The organism is Pseudarthrobacter sp. W1I19, from assembly GCF_030817835.1.
Lineage (GTDB): Bacteria > Actinomycetota > Actinomycetes > Actinomycetales > Micrococcaceae > Arthrobacter.
Window position 1 is genome coordinate 1,153,707 of record NZ_JAUSZR010000001.1, and the last position, 13,527, is coordinate 1,167,233.

Below are 13,527 nucleotides of genomic sequence, written 5' to 3' on the forward strand. Positions count from 1 at the left end.
ATATGGTTGCTGGACCGAAAGGAGTTCACCATGGGATGGCTTATCTTCCTGATCATCGCGGTTGCGGTGGTGGCCGGCGTATTCTGGGCCAAAAAGCACTTCCGCCACGAGATTGACCGCGCCAAGCGGATCAACCGGGCGAACAAGAACCAGTAGAAGGGCGGCGCGGTCAGCCGTGCAGCGCCCGCCGGGCCTTGCCCAGCTCCTGGTACCAGTAGAACGACTGCTTGGGCGTCCGCTCGAGGGTCTCGAAGTCCACGTGCACCAGGCCGAACCGCTGCGAGTACCCGGCGGCCCATTCAAAATTGTCCATCAGGGTCCACACGTAGTAGCCCCGCAGGTCCACACCTGACGCAGGGCCCCCGGGAGACGTCGCGTCCAGCGCGGCCCGCAGGTGCGAGGCAAGGTACTGCACCCGATCCTCATCCTGGAGCGGGCCGGACACCTGGTCAGGTTCTGGGAAGCTCGCTCCGCCTTCTGTGATGTATACCGGCGGCAGCGCGTCCCCGTAGCGGTCGTGGAGTTCCTTCAGGAGGACGCCCAGGTGGTCGGGCGCCACCGGCCAGCCGAACCCTGTGCTGTTGTACTCGGGATATCCCACTTCGTGGAAGGGCAGCCGCGCTACGGCCTTGTGCGTGTTGGCCGGAATAGGCGTTACCCCACGTCCCAGTGCGACTTTTACCGGGAAGTAGTAATTGAGGCCGTAGAAATCCAGTGGCTGGTGGATGGTCCGCAGGTCGGCATCGGAGATCCGCCCGATGGAACGCAGCCACGGCCTGGCATACAACGGCAGGCTGGGGTATTGGCCCAGGAGCACGGGGTCGGCGTAGATCCTGTTCATCAGCAGGTCGTACATCCTGGCCACCAGCCTGTCGCCGGGCTTCCTGCTGGCCGGACGGACAGGAGAGTGCAGATTGGTGACTCCCACATCCCCCTTGACGCCGGCGGCGCGGAGGGCCTGTGCGCCCAGCCCATGGGCAAGGAGCTGGTGGTGGATGGACGGAAGGGCGTCAAACATCAGGGCATGGCCGGGGGCATGGACACCCAGGGCGTAGCCGTTCAACGTCACTGAAACTGGTTCGTTGAGCGTGACCCACTGCGCCACACGGTCCCCGTAGCGCTCCCCGGCGGCAGCGGCGTAGTCACCAAAGCGTAGCGCCGTTTCCCGGTTCATCCAGCCGCCGCTGTGTTCCAGGGGCAGGGGAGTGTCCCAGTGGTAGAGCGTGGCCATGGGGGAGATCCCGGCTTCCAGAAGCTGGTCTATCAGCCGGTCGTAGAAATCCAGTCCTTCTGCGTTGAAGCTTCCGCGGCCGTCCGGCTGGATCCTCGGCCAGGACAAGGAGAAACGGTAGGAGTCCACGCCTAACTCCTGCAGCAGGGCAATGTCCTCCGGCAGGCGGTTGTAGTGGTCGCAGGCCATGGCGGGAGAGTGCCCGTCCATGATGGCGCCGGGCTTCTCGGCAAAGGCGTCCCAGCCGGACGGTCCCCGGCCTCCCGCGGTAAGGGCTCCTTCGATCTGGAAGGCGGCGGCTGCGACGCCTAAAGTGAACGACGGCGGCATGCGGCTGGCCAGTTCGGTCACGGATTCGGTGCTTTCCAGCGTCATGCCCCTATCATCCGTTCCGGGGTAGCCGTTGGCAATGACCCCCCCCAGCGGCCCCCGGCGTAGGCCCAATTCGCATCTGGGGCTAAATTCCGGCATACTAGATGAGTTGTTCAAGCGCTTCTTCGTGTCCCGATCCGGATAATGCCGGGTGCCAGGGTCCAAGTGGAAGACCAAACATAACCCACCCCCATGGAATTGCGGATTTGTATGCGTGCCAAGCGCGACACGCCCGACCGCGGGGGTCGGTTGCGCCGGCAAGGTGAGGAACCCGGATTCATCCGGATTCAGTTTGTGCGGCGGGTGGTAGTTACGACTTCAAATGCTTCGGCAGCCATACAACACGTAAGTAAACAGAGCAGCATTTACTGAAAGAGAGTCAGGCGACATGGCGGGACAAAAAATCCGCATCCGGCTGAAGTCATACGACCACGAGGTCATTGACACTTCAGCACGGAAGATCGTTGAGACGGTCACGCGCGCAGGCGCAACGGTAGTGGGCCCTGTGCCGCTGCCGACGGAGAAGAACGTGTACTGCGTTATCCGCTCTCCGCACAAGTACAAGGACAGCCGCGAGCACTTCGAAATGCGCACGCACAAGCGTCTTATCGACATCATCGATCCCACGCCGAAGGCTGTTGACTCGCTCATGCGTCTCGACCTGCCGGCTGACGTGAACATCGAAATCAAGCTGTAGGGAGGTGCTGAGAGACTATGACCGCAACCCGTAACGTAAAGGGCCTGCTGGGCACGAAGCTCGGCATGACCCAGGTCTGGGACGAGAACAACAAGCTCATCCCCGTCACTGTGGTCCAGGCAGATTCGAACGTCATCACCCAGCTGCGTAACGCAGAAGCTGATGGCTACGTAGCCGTTCAGATCGGCTACGGCCAGATCGATCCCCGCAAGGTCACCAAGCCGCTGGCTGGTCACTTTGAAAAGGCAGGCGTCACGCCTCGCCGCCACGTCGTCGAACTCCGTACCGCAGATGCTGCTGAGTACGAGCTGGGCCAGGAGCTCTCCGTAGAGGTCTTCGAAGCCGGCCAGAAGATCGACGTCATCGGCACCACCAAGGGTAAGGGCTTCGCCGGTGTTATGAAGCGTCACGGCTTCCACGGCGTTGGAGCTTCCCACGGTGCCCACAAGAACCACCGTAAGCCCGGTTCAATCGGTGGCGCATCCACCCCGAGCCGCGTCTTCAAGGGCATGAAAATGGCCGGCCGCATGGGCGCCGTTCGTCACACCACGCTGAACCTCACGGTCCACGCGGTTGACGTCGAGAAGTCGCTGCTCCTTATCAAGGGCGCCGTTCCCGGCGCCCGCGGCCAGGTCGTCCTCGTACGCACCGCCGTGAAGGGAGCCTAGTTCAATGGCTAACACTGTCCAGGTTGACCTGCCTGCAGAAATCTTCGACGTTCAGACCAACGTGCCGCTGCTGCACCAGGTTGTCGTTGCTCAGCTTGCTGCTGCTCGCCAGGGTACCCACAAGACCAAGACCCGCGCTGAAGTTTCCGGTGCAGGACGCAAGCCGTTCAAGCAGAAGGGCACCGGCCGCGCCCGTCAGGGTTCCATCCGTGCTCCGCACATGACCGGCGGTGGCATTGTCCACGGTCCCACCCCGCGTGACTACAGCCAGCGCACCCCCAAGAAGATGATTGCTGCTGCACTGCGCGGCGCATTGTCTGACCGGGCACGCAACGGCCGCATCCACGTTGTCGCCGAACTGGTTGAAGGCGACAAGCCGTCCGCCAAGACTGCACTGGCAGCGCTGCGCGGCGTGTCCGACCGCAAGAACCTGCTGGTCGTCATCGAGCGCGCCAACGACGTTGCTGCACTGTCCGTGCGCAACCTCGCCGGTGTTCACGTTCTGTACGCAGACCAGCTGAACACCTACGACGTTCTCGTGTCTGATGACGTTGTCTTCACCAAGGCTGCCTACGAAGCATTCGTTGCCGGCAAGGCAGTGGCAAAGAACGAGGAGGATGCCAAGTGAGTGCAGCCACCATCAAGGATCCCCGCGACGTCGTGCTTGCACCCGTCGTGTCGGAAAAGAGCTACGGCCTGATCGACGAGGGCAAGTACACCTTCCTGGTGGACCCCCGTTCGAACAAGACCGAGATCAAGCTGGCCGTGGAGAAGATTTTCTCCGTCAAGGTCGATTCGATCAACACCATCAACCGTGCCGGTAAGCGCAAGCGCACCAAATTCGGATGGGGTACCCGCAAGAACACCAAGCGTGCGATTGTCACCCTCAAAGAAGGCACTATCGACATCTTCGGCGGTCCGCTCTCGTAGCGGAGACCACTTTAACGAGGAAATAAATTATGGGAATCCGTAAATACAAGCCGACTACCCCGGGCCGTCGTGGCTCGAGCGTAGCGGACTTCATTGAAATCACGCGGTCGACGCCGGAAAAGTCGTTGGTACGTCCGCTGCCCAAAAAGGGCGGCCGTAACAACACCGGTAAGATCACCACCCGTCACAAGGGTGGCGGACACAAGCGCCAGTACCGTCTGATCGACTTCCGTCGCCACGACAAGGACGGCGTTGACGCCCGCGTTGCTGAAATCGAGTACGATCCGAACCGCACGGCTCGCATCGCCCTCCTGCACTACGTTGATGGCACCAAGCGTTACATCATCGCCCCGAACAAGCTGTCCCAGGGTGACTTCGTAGAGGCCGGCGCCAACGCTGACATCAAGCCTGGCAACAACCTGCCCCTGCGCAACATCCCCGTGGGTACCGTTATCCACGCGGTGGAACTGCGTCCGGGTGGCGGCGCCAAGATGGGCCGTTCCGCTGGTGCGTCCATCCAGCTCGTTGCCAAGGAAGGCCGCTTCGCCCAGCTGCGTCTGCCCTCCGGTGAAATCCGCAACGTTGACGTGCGCTGCCGCGCAACCGTCGGCGAGGTGGGCAACGCCGAGCAGTCGAACATCAACTGGGGCAAGGCCGGCCGTATGCGCTGGAAGGGCGTCCGCCCGACCGTCCGTGGTGTCGCCATGAACCCGGTTGACCACCCGCACGGTGGTGGTGAGGGTAAGACGTCCGGTGGACGTAACCCCGTCAACCCCAACGGTCAGCGCGAAGGCCGCACGCGCCGCCCCAACAAAGAGAGCGACAAGCTTATTGTTCGTCGCCGTCGTACTGGCAAGAACAAGCGATAGGAGCCTGGACACATGCCACGCAGCCTGAAAAAAGGTCCTTTCGTTGACCAGCACCTCTTTGTGAAGGTAGCCAGGGAAAACGAAAAGGGCACCAAGAACGTCATCAAGACCTGGTCCCGCCGTTCGATGATCATCCCCGACATGCTCGGGCACACGATCGCCGTACACGACGGACGCAAGCACATCCCGGTGTTTGTCACTGAGTCGATGGTCGGGCACAAGCTCGGCGAATTCGCTCCCACGCGGACATTCCGCGGCCATGTCAAGGACGACCGTAAGGGCAAGCGCCGCTAGGCGCCTGCACTTACGTCAAAGACGAGAGAAGGAAAGCAATGGAAGCCAAGGCAATTGCGCGTCACATCCGCGTAACGCCTATGAAGGCCCGGCGCGTCGTCAACCTTGTTCGTGGATTGCAAGCGAATGAGGCTCTGGCAATTCTGAAGTTTGCCCCGCAGGCAGCTTCGGAGCCGGTATTCAAGGTAGTTCAGTCGGCAATCTCCAACGCCCGGGTCCTCGCGGACCGCGACGGCGTGGCGTTTGACGAAGGCGACCTCATCATCAGCGAAGCGTTTGTTGATGAAGGCCCGACCATGAAGCGGTTCCAGCCGCGTGCCCAGGGTCGTGCATTTCAGATCAAGAAGCGCACCAGCCACATCACCGTGGTAGTCGCTACCCCGGAGAAAGAGGAGGCTCGCTAAGTGGGACAGAAAGTAAACCCGCACGGGTTCCGACTCGGCATCACCACCGATCACGTATCGCACTGGTTCGCTGACAGCACCAAGGCCGGCCAGCGGTACAAGGACTTCGTTCGCGAAGACATCCGCATCCGCCAGCTCATGTCCACGGGCATGGAGCGCGCCGGTATCGCTAAGGTTGAGATCGAGCGCACCCGTGACCGTGTCCGCGTGGACATCCACACGGCCCGCCCGGGCATCGTCATCGGCCGCCGTGGAGCAGAAGCAGACCGCATCCGCGGCGAGCTCGAAAAGCTCACCGGCAAGCAGGTTCAGCTGAACATCCTCGAGGTCAAGAACCCCGAGATGGAAGCACAGCTTGTGGCCCAGGGCGTTGCTGAGCAGCTGACTTCACGTGTGGCTTTCCGCCGCGCCATGAAGAAGGCCATGCAGTCCGCACAGCGTGCAGGTGCCAAGGGCATCCGTATCGCCTGCTCCGGTCGACTGGGTGGCGCTGAAATGTCCCGCTCGGAGTTCTACCGCGAAGGCCGTGTGCCCCTGCACACCCTCCGCGCGAACATCGACTACGGCTTCTACGAAGCCAAGACCACCTTCGGCCGTATTGGCGTGAAGGTCTGGATCTACAAGGGTGACGTCACCGCCAAGGAACTGGCCCAGCAGGCCGCTTCCGCCCCGTCCCGTGGCCGCGGTCCGAGCGACCGTCCGGGCCGCCCGGGTGGCGCTGACCGTGGTGACCGCCGCCGTCGCAACGACCGTCCGGCCGCCGAAGCAGCTCCCGCTGCAGAGGCTCCGGCAGCTGAAGCTGCTGCTCCCGCAGCAGAAGGAGGACAGGCTTAAATGCTTATCCCACGTCGAGTCAAGCACCGTAAGCAGCACCACCCGGGTCGTTCCGGCGCTGCTACGGGCGGCACCAAGGTCACTTTCGGTGAGTACGGCATCCAGGCCCTGAGCCCGGCATACGTCACGAACCGTCAGATCGAATCCGCCCGTATCGCGATGACCCGCCACATCAAGCGTGGCGGTAAGGTCTGGATCAACATCTACCCGGACCGTCCCCTCACCAAGAAGCCTGCCGAGACCCGCATGGGTTCCGGTAAGGGTTCACCGGAATGGTGGGTCGCAAACGTCAAGCCGGGCCGGGTTCTCTTTGAGATCTCCGGCGTCGAAGAATCGGTAGCACGCGAGGCCCTGCGCCTGGCAATCCACAAGCTCCCGTTGAAGGCACGCATTCTGCGTCGCGAAGGTGGTGAATAGAAATGGCAGTAGGATCCAAGGATCTGGCTCCCGCACAGCTGGACGGTTTCGACAACGAGCGTCTCGTTGAAGAACTCCGCAAGGCCAAGGAAGAGCTGTTCAACCTGCGTTTCCAGTCCGCCACCGGACAGCTGGAGAACCACGGCAGGCTGCGCGCGGTAAAGAAGGACATCGCGCGCATCTACACCGTTCTCCGTGAGCGCGAGCTGGGCATTCGTGCTGAGGTTGCCGCACCTGTTGTGGAAGCCAAAGAAGAGAAGAAGTCCAAGAAGGCTGCAACCAAGAAGGCCGAGAAGGCTGAAACGGTTGAGACCGAGGAGGATGCCAAGTGAGTGAAAAGGACCAGAACGTGACGGAAACTGCTACCGCAGCCACGGCTGAGCAGCGCGGTTACCGCAAGACGCGTCGCGGCTACGTGGTCTCGGACAAGATGGAAAAGACCATCGTTGTCCAGGTTGAAGACCGCGTGAAGCACGCGCTGTACGGCAAGGTCATCCGCCGTACCTCCAAGGTCAAGGCACACGACGAAGAGAACACCGCCGGCATCGGCGACCTCGTTGTCATCGCCGAGACCCGTCCGCTGTCCGCCACCAAGAACTGGCGGCTCGTGGAAATCCTCGAGAAGGCCAAGTAGCAACTGCTGCTTAGCCGGAAGCCCCTGCTCCTTTGGAGCGGGGGCTTCCTCGTTTAACCGGCGCCTCCCGTCACGCCGGGCTCGCTTTTGGTGGGCGGACGAGGACGGCGCCGCGGCTTTCCGGGGGAGTGGCACCTGAGGCGGGCCAAAAGGCTGCCGTACGTGACGCCGTCGCCCGTCTTGCCGGGGAGCTCACGCGGTGATACGGGGATGGGCGGAAAACGTGCTAAGATTTTGAGTTTGTATGGCGCCTTTCGCGCGCCGTCATCAAACCTCGTAAACAAGCGTGCCAAGGCATAGTGCCCCCTTGCGCCCGGGATCGTTCCGGACCGGATGGGAGCAACTGCTGTTGGCACGGGAGTTTAGGCCTGGTCTGGCAAAATCCAGGCAGGTCAAGAGACACCCCGATCAACCGTTCCGCAAGGCTCATTCCGTAGGAAGATTTTCGGTCTGAGAACCGGCGCGACGCAAGGAGTAAATAGTGATTCAGCAGGAGTCGCGACTCAAGGTCGCCGACAACACGGGTGCTAAGGAAATCCTTACCATTCGCGTTCTCGGTGGATCCGGCCGTCGCTACGCAGGCATCGGTGACGTCATTGTCGCCACCGTCAAGGACGCAATCCCGGGCGGCAACGTAAAGAAGGGCGATGTTGTCAAGGCAGTCATCGTCCGTACCAAGAAGGAACGCCGCCGTGCGGATGGTTCCTACATCAAGTTTGACGAGAACGCAGCTGTGATCCTGAAGGGCGACGGTGACCCCCGCGGTACCCGTATCTTCGGACCGGTTGGTCGTGAACTGCGTGACAAGAAGTTCATGAAGATCGTTTCTCTGGCTCCGGAGGTGCTCTAGTCCATGGCTGCAAAGATCAAGAAGGGTGACCTCGTTCAGGTCATCACTGGCGCCAAGGCTGAGCGCGGCGGCGACCGCGGCAAGCAGGGCAAGGTCCTGCGCGTGTTCACCGACACCAACCGTGTGTTGGTTGAAGGCATCAACCGCGTAACCAAGCACACCAAGGTCGGTCAGTCGCAGCGCGGCACCAAGACCGGTGGCATCGAGGTTGTTGAAGCCCCGATCCACATCTCCAACGTGGCACTGGTTGACCCGTCCACCAAGAAGCCCACCCGCGTTGGCTTCCGCACTGAAACCGTTGAGCGCAACGGCAAGCAGCGCGAAGTGCGCATCCGCGTGGCCAAGAGCTCAGGGAAGGACATCTAATGACTGAGACTCTCGAGACTCCGGCAACGAAGATCGTTCCTCGTCTGAAGACCAAGTACGCCGAATCCATCAAGAGCACGCTCATTGAGGAATTCAAGTACGAAAACGTCAACCAGGTTCCCCGCCTCGTGAAGGTCGTTGTGAACATGGGTGTTGGAGATGCCGCCAAGGACTCCAAGCTGATCGACGGCGCTGTCCGCGACCTCACCCAGATCACCGGCCAGAAGCCGCAGGTAACCAAGGCCCGCAAGTCGATCGCACAGTTCAAGCTGCGCGAAGGCATGCCCATCGGTGCACACGCTACCCTGCGTGGCGACCGCATGTGGGAATTCCTGGACCGCCTGGTCACGCTCGCACTGCCCCGTATCAGGGACTTCCGCGGCCTGTCCGGCAAGCAGTTCGATGGCAACGGCAACTACACCTTCGGTCTGACCGAGCAGGTTATGTTCCACGAAATCGACCAGGACAAGATCGACCGCACCCGCGGTATGGATATCACGGTTGTTACCACTGCAAAGACCGATGACGAAGGCCGCGCGCTGCTCAAGGCGCTTGGTTTCCCGTTCAAGGCCGAAGACTAATCTAACTACGTAAAAGGTCCGGCGGTACGGCTCCCACTTGTGGCAAGCGGCACCGCGGAAACCGTTATGAGGAAGGGCAAGAGCCCACAATGACAATGACAGATCCTGTCGCAGACATGCTTACGCGTCTGCGCAATGCAAACTCGGCATACCACGACACCGTGTCCATGCCGTACAGCAAGCTCAAGGCACGCGTCGCCGACATCCTGAAGGCAGAAGGCTTCATCGCCGGCTGGAAGGAAGAGGACGCTGAGGTTGGCAAGAAGCTGACCATCGAGCTCAAGTTCGGACCGAACCGCGAGCGTTCCATCGCTGGCGTTCGCCGTATCTCCAAGCCGGGCCTGCGTGTTTACGCAAAGTCCACCAACCTGCCGCACGTGCTCGGTGGCCTGGGTGTCGCAATCCTGTCCACCTCTTCCGGCCTCCTGACTGACAAGCAGGCCGGCAAGAAGGGCGTGGGCGGCGAAGTCCTCGCGTACGTCTGGTAACGGGAAAGGAAGAGAATAATGTCACGTATTGGACGTCTCCCCATCACCGTTCCTGCCGGCGTTGAGGTCAAGGTTGACGGCTCTGTCGTCAGCGTCAAGGGATCCAAGGGCGAGCTGAACCACACTGTGGCCAGCCCGATCGAGGTCACCCTGGATGCAGACACCCTGACTGTCGCCCGCCCGAACGACGAGCGCGCCTCCCGCTCTCTCCACGGCCTGACCCGCACCCTGATCTCCAACATGATCGAGGGCGTCACCAAGGGCTACGAGAAGAAGCTTGAAATCGTCGGTACCGGTTACCGCGTTCAGGCCAAGGGATCTGACCTTGAGTTCGCTCTCGGCTTCAGCCACCCGGTCAATGTCTCCGCACCGGAGGGCATCACCTTTGCAGTTGAGACCCCGACCAAGCTCTCTGTTTCAGGTATCAACAAGCAGCAGGTCGGCGAAGTTGCTGCCAACATTCGCAAGCTGCGGAAGCCGGACCCCTACAAGGGCAAGGGCATCCGTTACGCCGGCGAAGTCATCCGCCGCAAGGTCGGAAAGGCTGGTAAGTAACCATGGCCATCTCAATTAACAAGAAGCGTACGAACAAGAGCAAGTCTGCTTCGCGCAGCCGCCGCCAGCTTCGTATCCGTAAGCGCATCTCCGGTACGGCTGTACGTCCTCGTCTGGTCGTCAACCGTTCCGCACGCCACGTATTTGTCCAGGTTGTCGATGACAGCATTGGCCAGACCGTAGCGAGCGCCTCCACTCTGGAAGCCGACCTTCGTGCATTCGACGGTGACAAGACTGCCAAGGCCAAGCGCGTTGGCGAACTCGTCGCAGAGCGTGCCAAGGCTGCCGGTATCGAAGCTGTTGTCTTCGACCGCGGTGGTAACAAGTACCACGGCCGGATCGCCGCCGTCGCTGACGGTGCACGTGAAGGTGGGCTGTCACTGTGACGGAAGCAAACAAGGAAAAGGACACTGTGTCTGCAGATCAGAAGGCTACCGAAACCGTAGCTGCCGCTGAGACCACTGCTCCCGCAGCTGCTGACGACCGCCGTGGCGGCGCTCGTCGCGGCGAGCGTGGCGACCGTGGCCAGGGCCGCGGCGACCGTGGTGGCCGTGGTGGCCGCGACGGCGGCCGTGAAGCCGAGAAGAGCCAGTTCGTAGAGCGCGTTGTCACCATCAACCGCGTCTCCAAGGTGGTCAAGGGTGGTCGTCGCTTCAGCTTCACCGCCCTGGTCGTCGTCGGTGACGGCAACGGCATGGTCGGCGTTGGCTACGGCAAGGCTAAGGAAGTTCCTGCCGCAATCGCGAAGGGCGTTGAAGAGGCCAAGAAGTCCTTCTTCCGCGTTCCCCGCGTTGGCAGCACCATCCCGCACCGCGTCCAGGGTGAGGCTGCTGCAGGCGTTGTTATGCTGCGTCCGGCTTCCGCTGGTACCGGTGTAATCGCCGGTGGCCCGGTCCGTGCAGTACTGGAGTGCGTGGGCATCCACGACATCCTCTCCAAGTCGCTCGGTTCCTCCAACGCCATCAACATCGTTCACGCGACCGTTGATGCCCTGAAGCGCCTCGAAGAGCCGGCAGCAGTGGCAGCACGCCGCGGCCTGCCCCTCGACGAGATTGCTCCGCCGGCACTGGTGAAGGCCCTCCTGGCTTCGAAGGCGGGTGTCTAGTTATGGCTAAGAACCTGATTCCCTCCGACGCCCAGTTGGAGATCACTCAGATCAAGTCCGCCATTGGCGGCAAGCAGAACCAGCGCGACACCCTGCGGTCCCTCGGCCTGAAGCGGATCGGACACACCGTTGTCCGCACCGCCGACGCCGTCACCGTTGGAATGCTCAACACGGTTCCGCACCTGGTACAGGTAGAGGAGGCGAAGTAACAATGGCAGAGAACACTCCTGAAAAGGCACAGAGCGCCGCTGCTGAGAAGCAGAACGCACTGAAGGTTCACCACCTGCGTCCCGCCCCGGGTGCAAAGACCGCCAAGACCCGCGTTGGTCGTGGTGAAGCATCCAAGGGTAAGACCGCTGGTCGCGGTACGAAGGGTACTGCAGCCCGCTACCAGATAAAGGCTGGCTTTGCCGGCGGCCAGCTGCCGCTGCACATGCGCCTGCCCAAGCTGCGCGGCTTCAAGAACCCCTTCCGCGTTGAGTTCCAGGTCGTGAACCTGGACAAGCTCAACGAGCTGTTCCCGGAAGGTGGCGCAGTCACCGTCGAGAACCTGGTCGAAAAGGGTGCCGTTCGCAAGAACCAGCCCGTCAAGGTGCTGGGCACCGGCGACATCACCGTCAAGGTAGACGTCACCGCCCACGCATTCTCGGCCAGCGCCGCTGAAAAGATCGCTGCAGCAGGCGGAAGCACCACCGCTCTCTAGAGCCGGTGGGCGAAAGCCCGTTGTTGAACTCCCGGTACCGGGGCCAAGGCCCCGGTACCGGGAGTTTTTCACATCCGCCGGGCGTGTTTTTCCCGCCTCCTGGCGCACGCGGACTTCCACGGATTGTTCGCATGGCGCATCCAACCGTTAGACTCGGTTGTTGGGATTCTTAGATCCCCATCACACACTCTTATCCACATCACCAGGAGGACGCTTGCTTAGCGCATTTGGCCGGGCCTTTCGCACGCCTGATCTGCGACGCAAGTTGTTGTTCACGCTGGGAATCATCACCATCTTCCGCTTGGGCGCATTCATTCCCTCGCCAGGTGTGAACTACCAGAATGTCCAGCAATGCTTGCAGAACGGTCAGACCGCAGGCGGCCTGTACCAGCTCGTTAACCTGTTCAGCGGCGGCGCGTTGCTCCAGGTGTCCATTTTCGCGCTGGGCATCATGCCGTACATTACGGCCAGCATCATCGTCCAGCTGCTTCGGGTGGTCATTCCCCGTTTCCAGGAGCTCTACGAAGAGGGCGCCGCGGGCCAGTCCAAACTGACCCAGTACACGCGGTACCTCACTATCGCCCTGGGCCTGCTCAACGCCACCACGCTGGTTTCCCTGGCGCGGTCCGGCCAGCTCCTGCCCGGCTGTGCACTGCCGATCATTCCTGATGACAGCGTGATCACCACCATCCTGATCATCATCACCCTGACAGCCGGCACCGGCCTGATCATGTGGATGGGCGAGCTCGTCACCGAGAAGGGTGTGGGCAACGGTATGTCCCTGCTCATCTTCACCTCGATCGCAGCCCAGTTCCCCACCTCGCTGGGCGCCATCTGGACCTCGCAGGGCCCGGGAACCTTCTTCATTGTCCTGGCCGTAGGCCTGCTGACGGTGGCCCTGGTGGTGTTCGTTGAGCAGTCGCAGCGCCGGATTCCGGTGCAGTATGCCAAGCGGATGATCGGCCGCCGCACCGTGGGAGGTACCAGCACGTACATCCCCATCAAGGTCAACATGGCCGGCGTTATCCCCGTTATTTTTGCTTCCTCCATGCTTTACCTGCCTGGACTGATTTCCCAGTTCAACCAGCCAAAGCCGGGCGAGCAGCTCCAGCCGTGGGTCGAATGGATCAACAACAACCTGACCCGCGGCGACCACCCGATCTACATGGCGATCTATTTCGTCCTGATCGTGTTCTTTACCTACTTCTACGTCGCGATCACCTTCAACCCTGAAGAGGTCTCGGACAACATGAAGAAGTACGGCGGCTTCATTCCAGGTATCCGCGCCGGTAAACCGACCGCTGACTACCTGCAGTACGTGCTCTCCCGGATCACGCTGCCCGGTGCCCTCTACCTGGGCTTCGTGGCACTGATTCCGCTGGTGGCACTGGTACTGATCAACGCAAACCAGAACTTCCCGTTCGGTGGCACCTCGATCCTGATCATGGTGGGCGTTGGCCTGGAGACCGTCAAGCAGATTGATGCGCAGCTACAACAACGTCACTACGAAGGGCTTTTGCGATGACGAG

The 13,527-nt window shown here is 61.4% G+C and carries 23 protein-coding genes; 22 read left to right on the forward strand and 1 reads right to left on the reverse strand.

Features of this window, described 5'->3' with window-relative positions; genetic code table 11:
* Nucleotides 1-30 precede the first annotated feature (30 nt).
* A complete protein-coding gene (locus QF038_RS05380; protein ID WP_255470686.1) occupies nt 31-156 on the forward strand; it encodes a hypothetical protein in 126 nt (41 codons plus the stop codon).
* Between the two features lie 13 nt (nt 157-169).
* Here the strand turns inward: QF038_RS05380 and QF038_RS05385 are convergent, their stop codons facing one another.
* A complete protein-coding gene (locus QF038_RS05385) occupies nt 170-1,606 on the reverse strand; it encodes a GH1 family beta-glucosidase (RefSeq protein WP_307609237.1) in 1,437 nt (478 codons plus the stop codon).
* 385 nt (nt 1,607-1,991) lie between these two features.
* Between QF038_RS05385 and rpsJ the strand changes: the two genes are divergently transcribed.
* The 21 genes from rpsJ (at nt 1,992) to secY (ending at nt 13,523) form a co-directional block, all read left to right on the forward strand.
* A complete protein-coding gene (gene rpsJ, locus QF038_RS05390; RefSeq protein ID WP_043119398.1) occupies nt 1,992-2,300 on the forward strand; it encodes a 30S ribosomal protein S10 in 309 nt (102 codons plus the stop codon).
* A 17-nt stretch (nt 2,301-2,317) separates the two neighbouring features.
* Complete coding sequence (gene rplC, locus QF038_RS05395; RefSeq protein WP_013601833.1) at nt 2,318-2,968, forward strand: 50S ribosomal protein L3; 651 nt, start codon at nt 2,318-2,320, stop codon at nt 2,966-2,968.
* A gap of 4 nt (nt 2,969-2,972) precedes the next feature.
* Entirely contained in the window at nt 2,973-3,596 is a 624-nt protein-coding gene (gene rplD / locus QF038_RS05400) for a 50S ribosomal protein L4 (protein ID WP_307609238.1), read from the forward strand.
* On the forward strand, nt 3,593-3,898 hold the full coding sequence (gene rplW / locus QF038_RS05405; protein ID WP_102975110.1) for a 50S ribosomal protein L23: 306 nt from the start codon (nt 3,593-3,595) through the stop codon (nt 3,896-3,898). The genes rplD and rplW overlap by 4 nt, the downstream gene beginning before the upstream one ends.
* 29 nt (nt 3,899-3,927) lie before the next feature.
* Nucleotides 3,928-4,767, forward strand: coding sequence for a 50S ribosomal protein L2 (gene rplB, locus QF038_RS05410; protein ID WP_009358305.1), 840 nt, complete (start codon nt 3,928-3,930; stop codon nt 4,765-4,767).
* Between the two features lie 12 nt (nt 4,768-4,779).
* Entirely contained in the window at nt 4,780-5,061 is a 282-nt protein-coding gene (gene rpsS / locus QF038_RS05415) for a 30S ribosomal protein S19 (protein ID WP_003803803.1), read from the forward strand.
* A 38-nt stretch (nt 5,062-5,099) separates the two neighbouring features.
* The gene (gene rplV, locus QF038_RS05420) at nt 5,100-5,465 is read left to right on the forward strand and encodes a 50S ribosomal protein L22 (RefSeq protein ID WP_009358304.1); all 366 of its coding nucleotides are present in this window, start codon (nt 5,100-5,102) and stop codon (nt 5,463-5,465) included.
* Nucleotides 5,466-6,299 (forward strand): 30S ribosomal protein S3, encoded by an 834-nt coding sequence (rpsC, locus tag QF038_RS05425; RefSeq protein ID WP_091415061.1) that lies wholly within the window; start codon nt 5,466-5,468, stop codon nt 6,297-6,299.
* Nucleotides 6,300-6,716: a 50S ribosomal protein L16 gene (gene rplP / locus QF038_RS05430; RefSeq protein ID WP_050054315.1), complete on the forward strand. Its 417-nt coding sequence runs from the start codon at nt 6,300-6,302 to the stop codon at nt 6,714-6,716. It abuts the gene before it with no gap.
* Nucleotides 6,717-6,718: 2 nt separating this feature from the next.
* Complete coding sequence (gene rpmC / locus QF038_RS05435; RefSeq protein ID WP_018760452.1) at nt 6,719-7,048, forward strand: 50S ribosomal protein L29; 330 nt, start codon at nt 6,719-6,721, stop codon at nt 7,046-7,048.
* Nucleotides 7,045-7,350, forward strand: a complete 306-nt coding sequence (gene rpsQ, locus QF038_RS05440) for a 30S ribosomal protein S17 (RefSeq protein WP_091415064.1) — start codon at nt 7,045-7,047, stop codon at nt 7,348-7,350. The genes rpmC and rpsQ overlap by 4 nt, the downstream gene beginning before the upstream one ends.
* Nucleotides 7,351-7,831: 481 nt before the next feature.
* The gene (gene rplN, locus QF038_RS05445; protein WP_009358299.1) at nt 7,832-8,200 is read left to right on the forward strand and encodes a 50S ribosomal protein L14; all 369 of its coding nucleotides are present in this window, start codon (nt 7,832-7,834) and stop codon (nt 8,198-8,200) included.
* Between the two features lie 3 nt (nt 8,201-8,203).
* The gene (gene rplX / locus QF038_RS05450; RefSeq protein WP_013601824.1) at nt 8,204-8,566 is read left to right on the forward strand and encodes a 50S ribosomal protein L24; all 363 of its coding nucleotides are present in this window, start codon (nt 8,204-8,206) and stop codon (nt 8,564-8,566) included.
* On the forward strand, nt 8,566-9,147 hold the full coding sequence (gene rplE, locus QF038_RS05455) for a 50S ribosomal protein L5 (RefSeq protein WP_050054317.1): 582 nt from the start codon (nt 8,566-8,568) through the stop codon (nt 9,145-9,147). The genes rplX and rplE overlap by 1 nt, the downstream gene beginning before the upstream one ends.
* An 89-nt stretch (nt 9,148-9,236) precedes the next feature.
* Nucleotides 9,237-9,635 carry a 30S ribosomal protein S8 gene (rpsH, locus tag QF038_RS05460; RefSeq protein ID WP_079596674.1) on the forward strand — a complete coding sequence of 133 codons (399 nt, stop codon included), beginning with the start codon at nt 9,237-9,239 and terminating at the stop codon, nt 9,633-9,635.
* Nucleotides 9,636-9,653: 18 nt separating this feature from the next.
* Nucleotides 9,654-10,190 (forward strand): 50S ribosomal protein L6, encoded by a 537-nt coding sequence (rplF, locus tag QF038_RS05465; RefSeq protein WP_050054319.1) that lies wholly within the window; start codon nt 9,654-9,656, stop codon nt 10,188-10,190.
* 2 nt (nt 10,191-10,192) lie between these two features.
* The gene (rplR, locus tag QF038_RS05470) at nt 10,193-10,576 is read left to right on the forward strand and encodes a 50S ribosomal protein L18 (protein WP_091415067.1); all 384 of its coding nucleotides are present in this window, start codon (nt 10,193-10,195) and stop codon (nt 10,574-10,576) included.
* Entirely contained in the window at nt 10,573-11,295 is a 723-nt protein-coding gene (gene rpsE, locus QF038_RS05475) for a 30S ribosomal protein S5 (protein WP_307609239.1), read from the forward strand. The genes rplR and rpsE overlap by 4 nt, the downstream gene beginning before the upstream one ends.
* Nucleotides 11,296-11,297: 2 nt before the next feature.
* Complete coding sequence (rpmD, locus tag QF038_RS05480; protein WP_142038794.1) at nt 11,298-11,504, forward strand: 50S ribosomal protein L30; 207 nt, start codon at nt 11,298-11,300, stop codon at nt 11,502-11,504.
* 2 nt (nt 11,505-11,506) lie between these two features.
* A complete protein-coding gene (gene rplO / locus QF038_RS05485; RefSeq protein WP_307609240.1) occupies nt 11,507-11,998 on the forward strand; it encodes a 50S ribosomal protein L15 in 492 nt (163 codons plus the stop codon).
* Nucleotides 11,999-12,212: 214 nt separating this feature from the next.
* On the forward strand, nt 12,213-13,523 hold the full coding sequence (gene secY / locus QF038_RS05490) for a preprotein translocase subunit SecY (RefSeq protein ID WP_307609241.1): 1,311 nt from the start codon (nt 12,213-12,215) through the stop codon (nt 13,521-13,523).
* Nucleotides 13,524-13,527 lie beyond the last annotated feature (4 nt).

Excerpts from the sequence above, each read along its gene's own strand:
- QF038_RS05380 (WP_255470686.1), top strand. The coding sequence starts at position 31 with ATGGGATGGCTTATCTTCCTGATCATCGCGGTTGCGGTGGTGGCCGGC.
- QF038_RS05385 (WP_307609237.1), bottom strand. The coding sequence starts at position 1,606 with ATGACGCTGGAAAGCACCGAATCCGTGACCGAACTGGCCAGCCGCATG.
- rpsJ (WP_043119398.1), top strand. The coding sequence starts at position 1,992 with ATGGCGGGACAAAAAATCCGCATCCGGCTGAAGTCATACGACCACGAG.
- rplC (WP_013601833.1), top strand. The coding sequence starts at position 2,318 with ATGACCGCAACCCGTAACGTAAAGGGCCTGCTGGGCACGAAGCTCGGC.
- rplD (WP_307609238.1), top strand. The coding sequence starts at position 2,973 with ATGGCTAACACTGTCCAGGTTGACCTGCCTGCAGAAATCTTCGACGTT.
- rplB (WP_009358305.1), top strand. The coding sequence starts at position 3,928 with ATGGGAATCCGTAAATACAAGCCGACTACCCCGGGCCGTCGTGGCTCG.
- rpsS (WP_003803803.1), top strand. The coding sequence starts at position 4,780 with ATGCCACGCAGCCTGAAAAAAGGTCCTTTCGTTGACCAGCACCTCTTT.
- rplV (WP_009358304.1), top strand. The coding sequence starts at position 5,100 with ATGGAAGCCAAGGCAATTGCGCGTCACATCCGCGTAACGCCTATGAAG.
- rplP (WP_050054315.1), top strand. The coding sequence starts at position 6,300 with ATGCTTATCCCACGTCGAGTCAAGCACCGTAAGCAGCACCACCCGGGT.
- rpmC (WP_018760452.1), top strand. The coding sequence starts at position 6,719 with ATGGCAGTAGGATCCAAGGATCTGGCTCCCGCACAGCTGGACGGTTTC.
- rplX (WP_013601824.1), top strand. The coding sequence starts at position 8,204 with ATGGCTGCAAAGATCAAGAAGGGTGACCTCGTTCAGGTCATCACTGGC.
- rplE (WP_050054317.1), top strand. The coding sequence starts at position 8,566 with ATGACTGAGACTCTCGAGACTCCGGCAACGAAGATCGTTCCTCGTCTG.
- rpsH (WP_079596674.1), top strand. The coding sequence starts at position 9,237 with ATGACAATGACAGATCCTGTCGCAGACATGCTTACGCGTCTGCGCAAT.
- rplF (WP_050054319.1), top strand. The coding sequence starts at position 9,654 with ATGTCACGTATTGGACGTCTCCCCATCACCGTTCCTGCCGGCGTTGAG.
- rplR (WP_091415067.1), top strand. The coding sequence starts at position 10,193 with ATGGCCATCTCAATTAACAAGAAGCGTACGAACAAGAGCAAGTCTGCT.
- rpmD (WP_142038794.1), top strand. The coding sequence starts at position 11,298 with ATGGCTAAGAACCTGATTCCCTCCGACGCCCAGTTGGAGATCACTCAG.
- rplO (WP_307609240.1), top strand. The coding sequence starts at position 11,507 with ATGGCAGAGAACACTCCTGAAAAGGCACAGAGCGCCGCTGCTGAGAAG.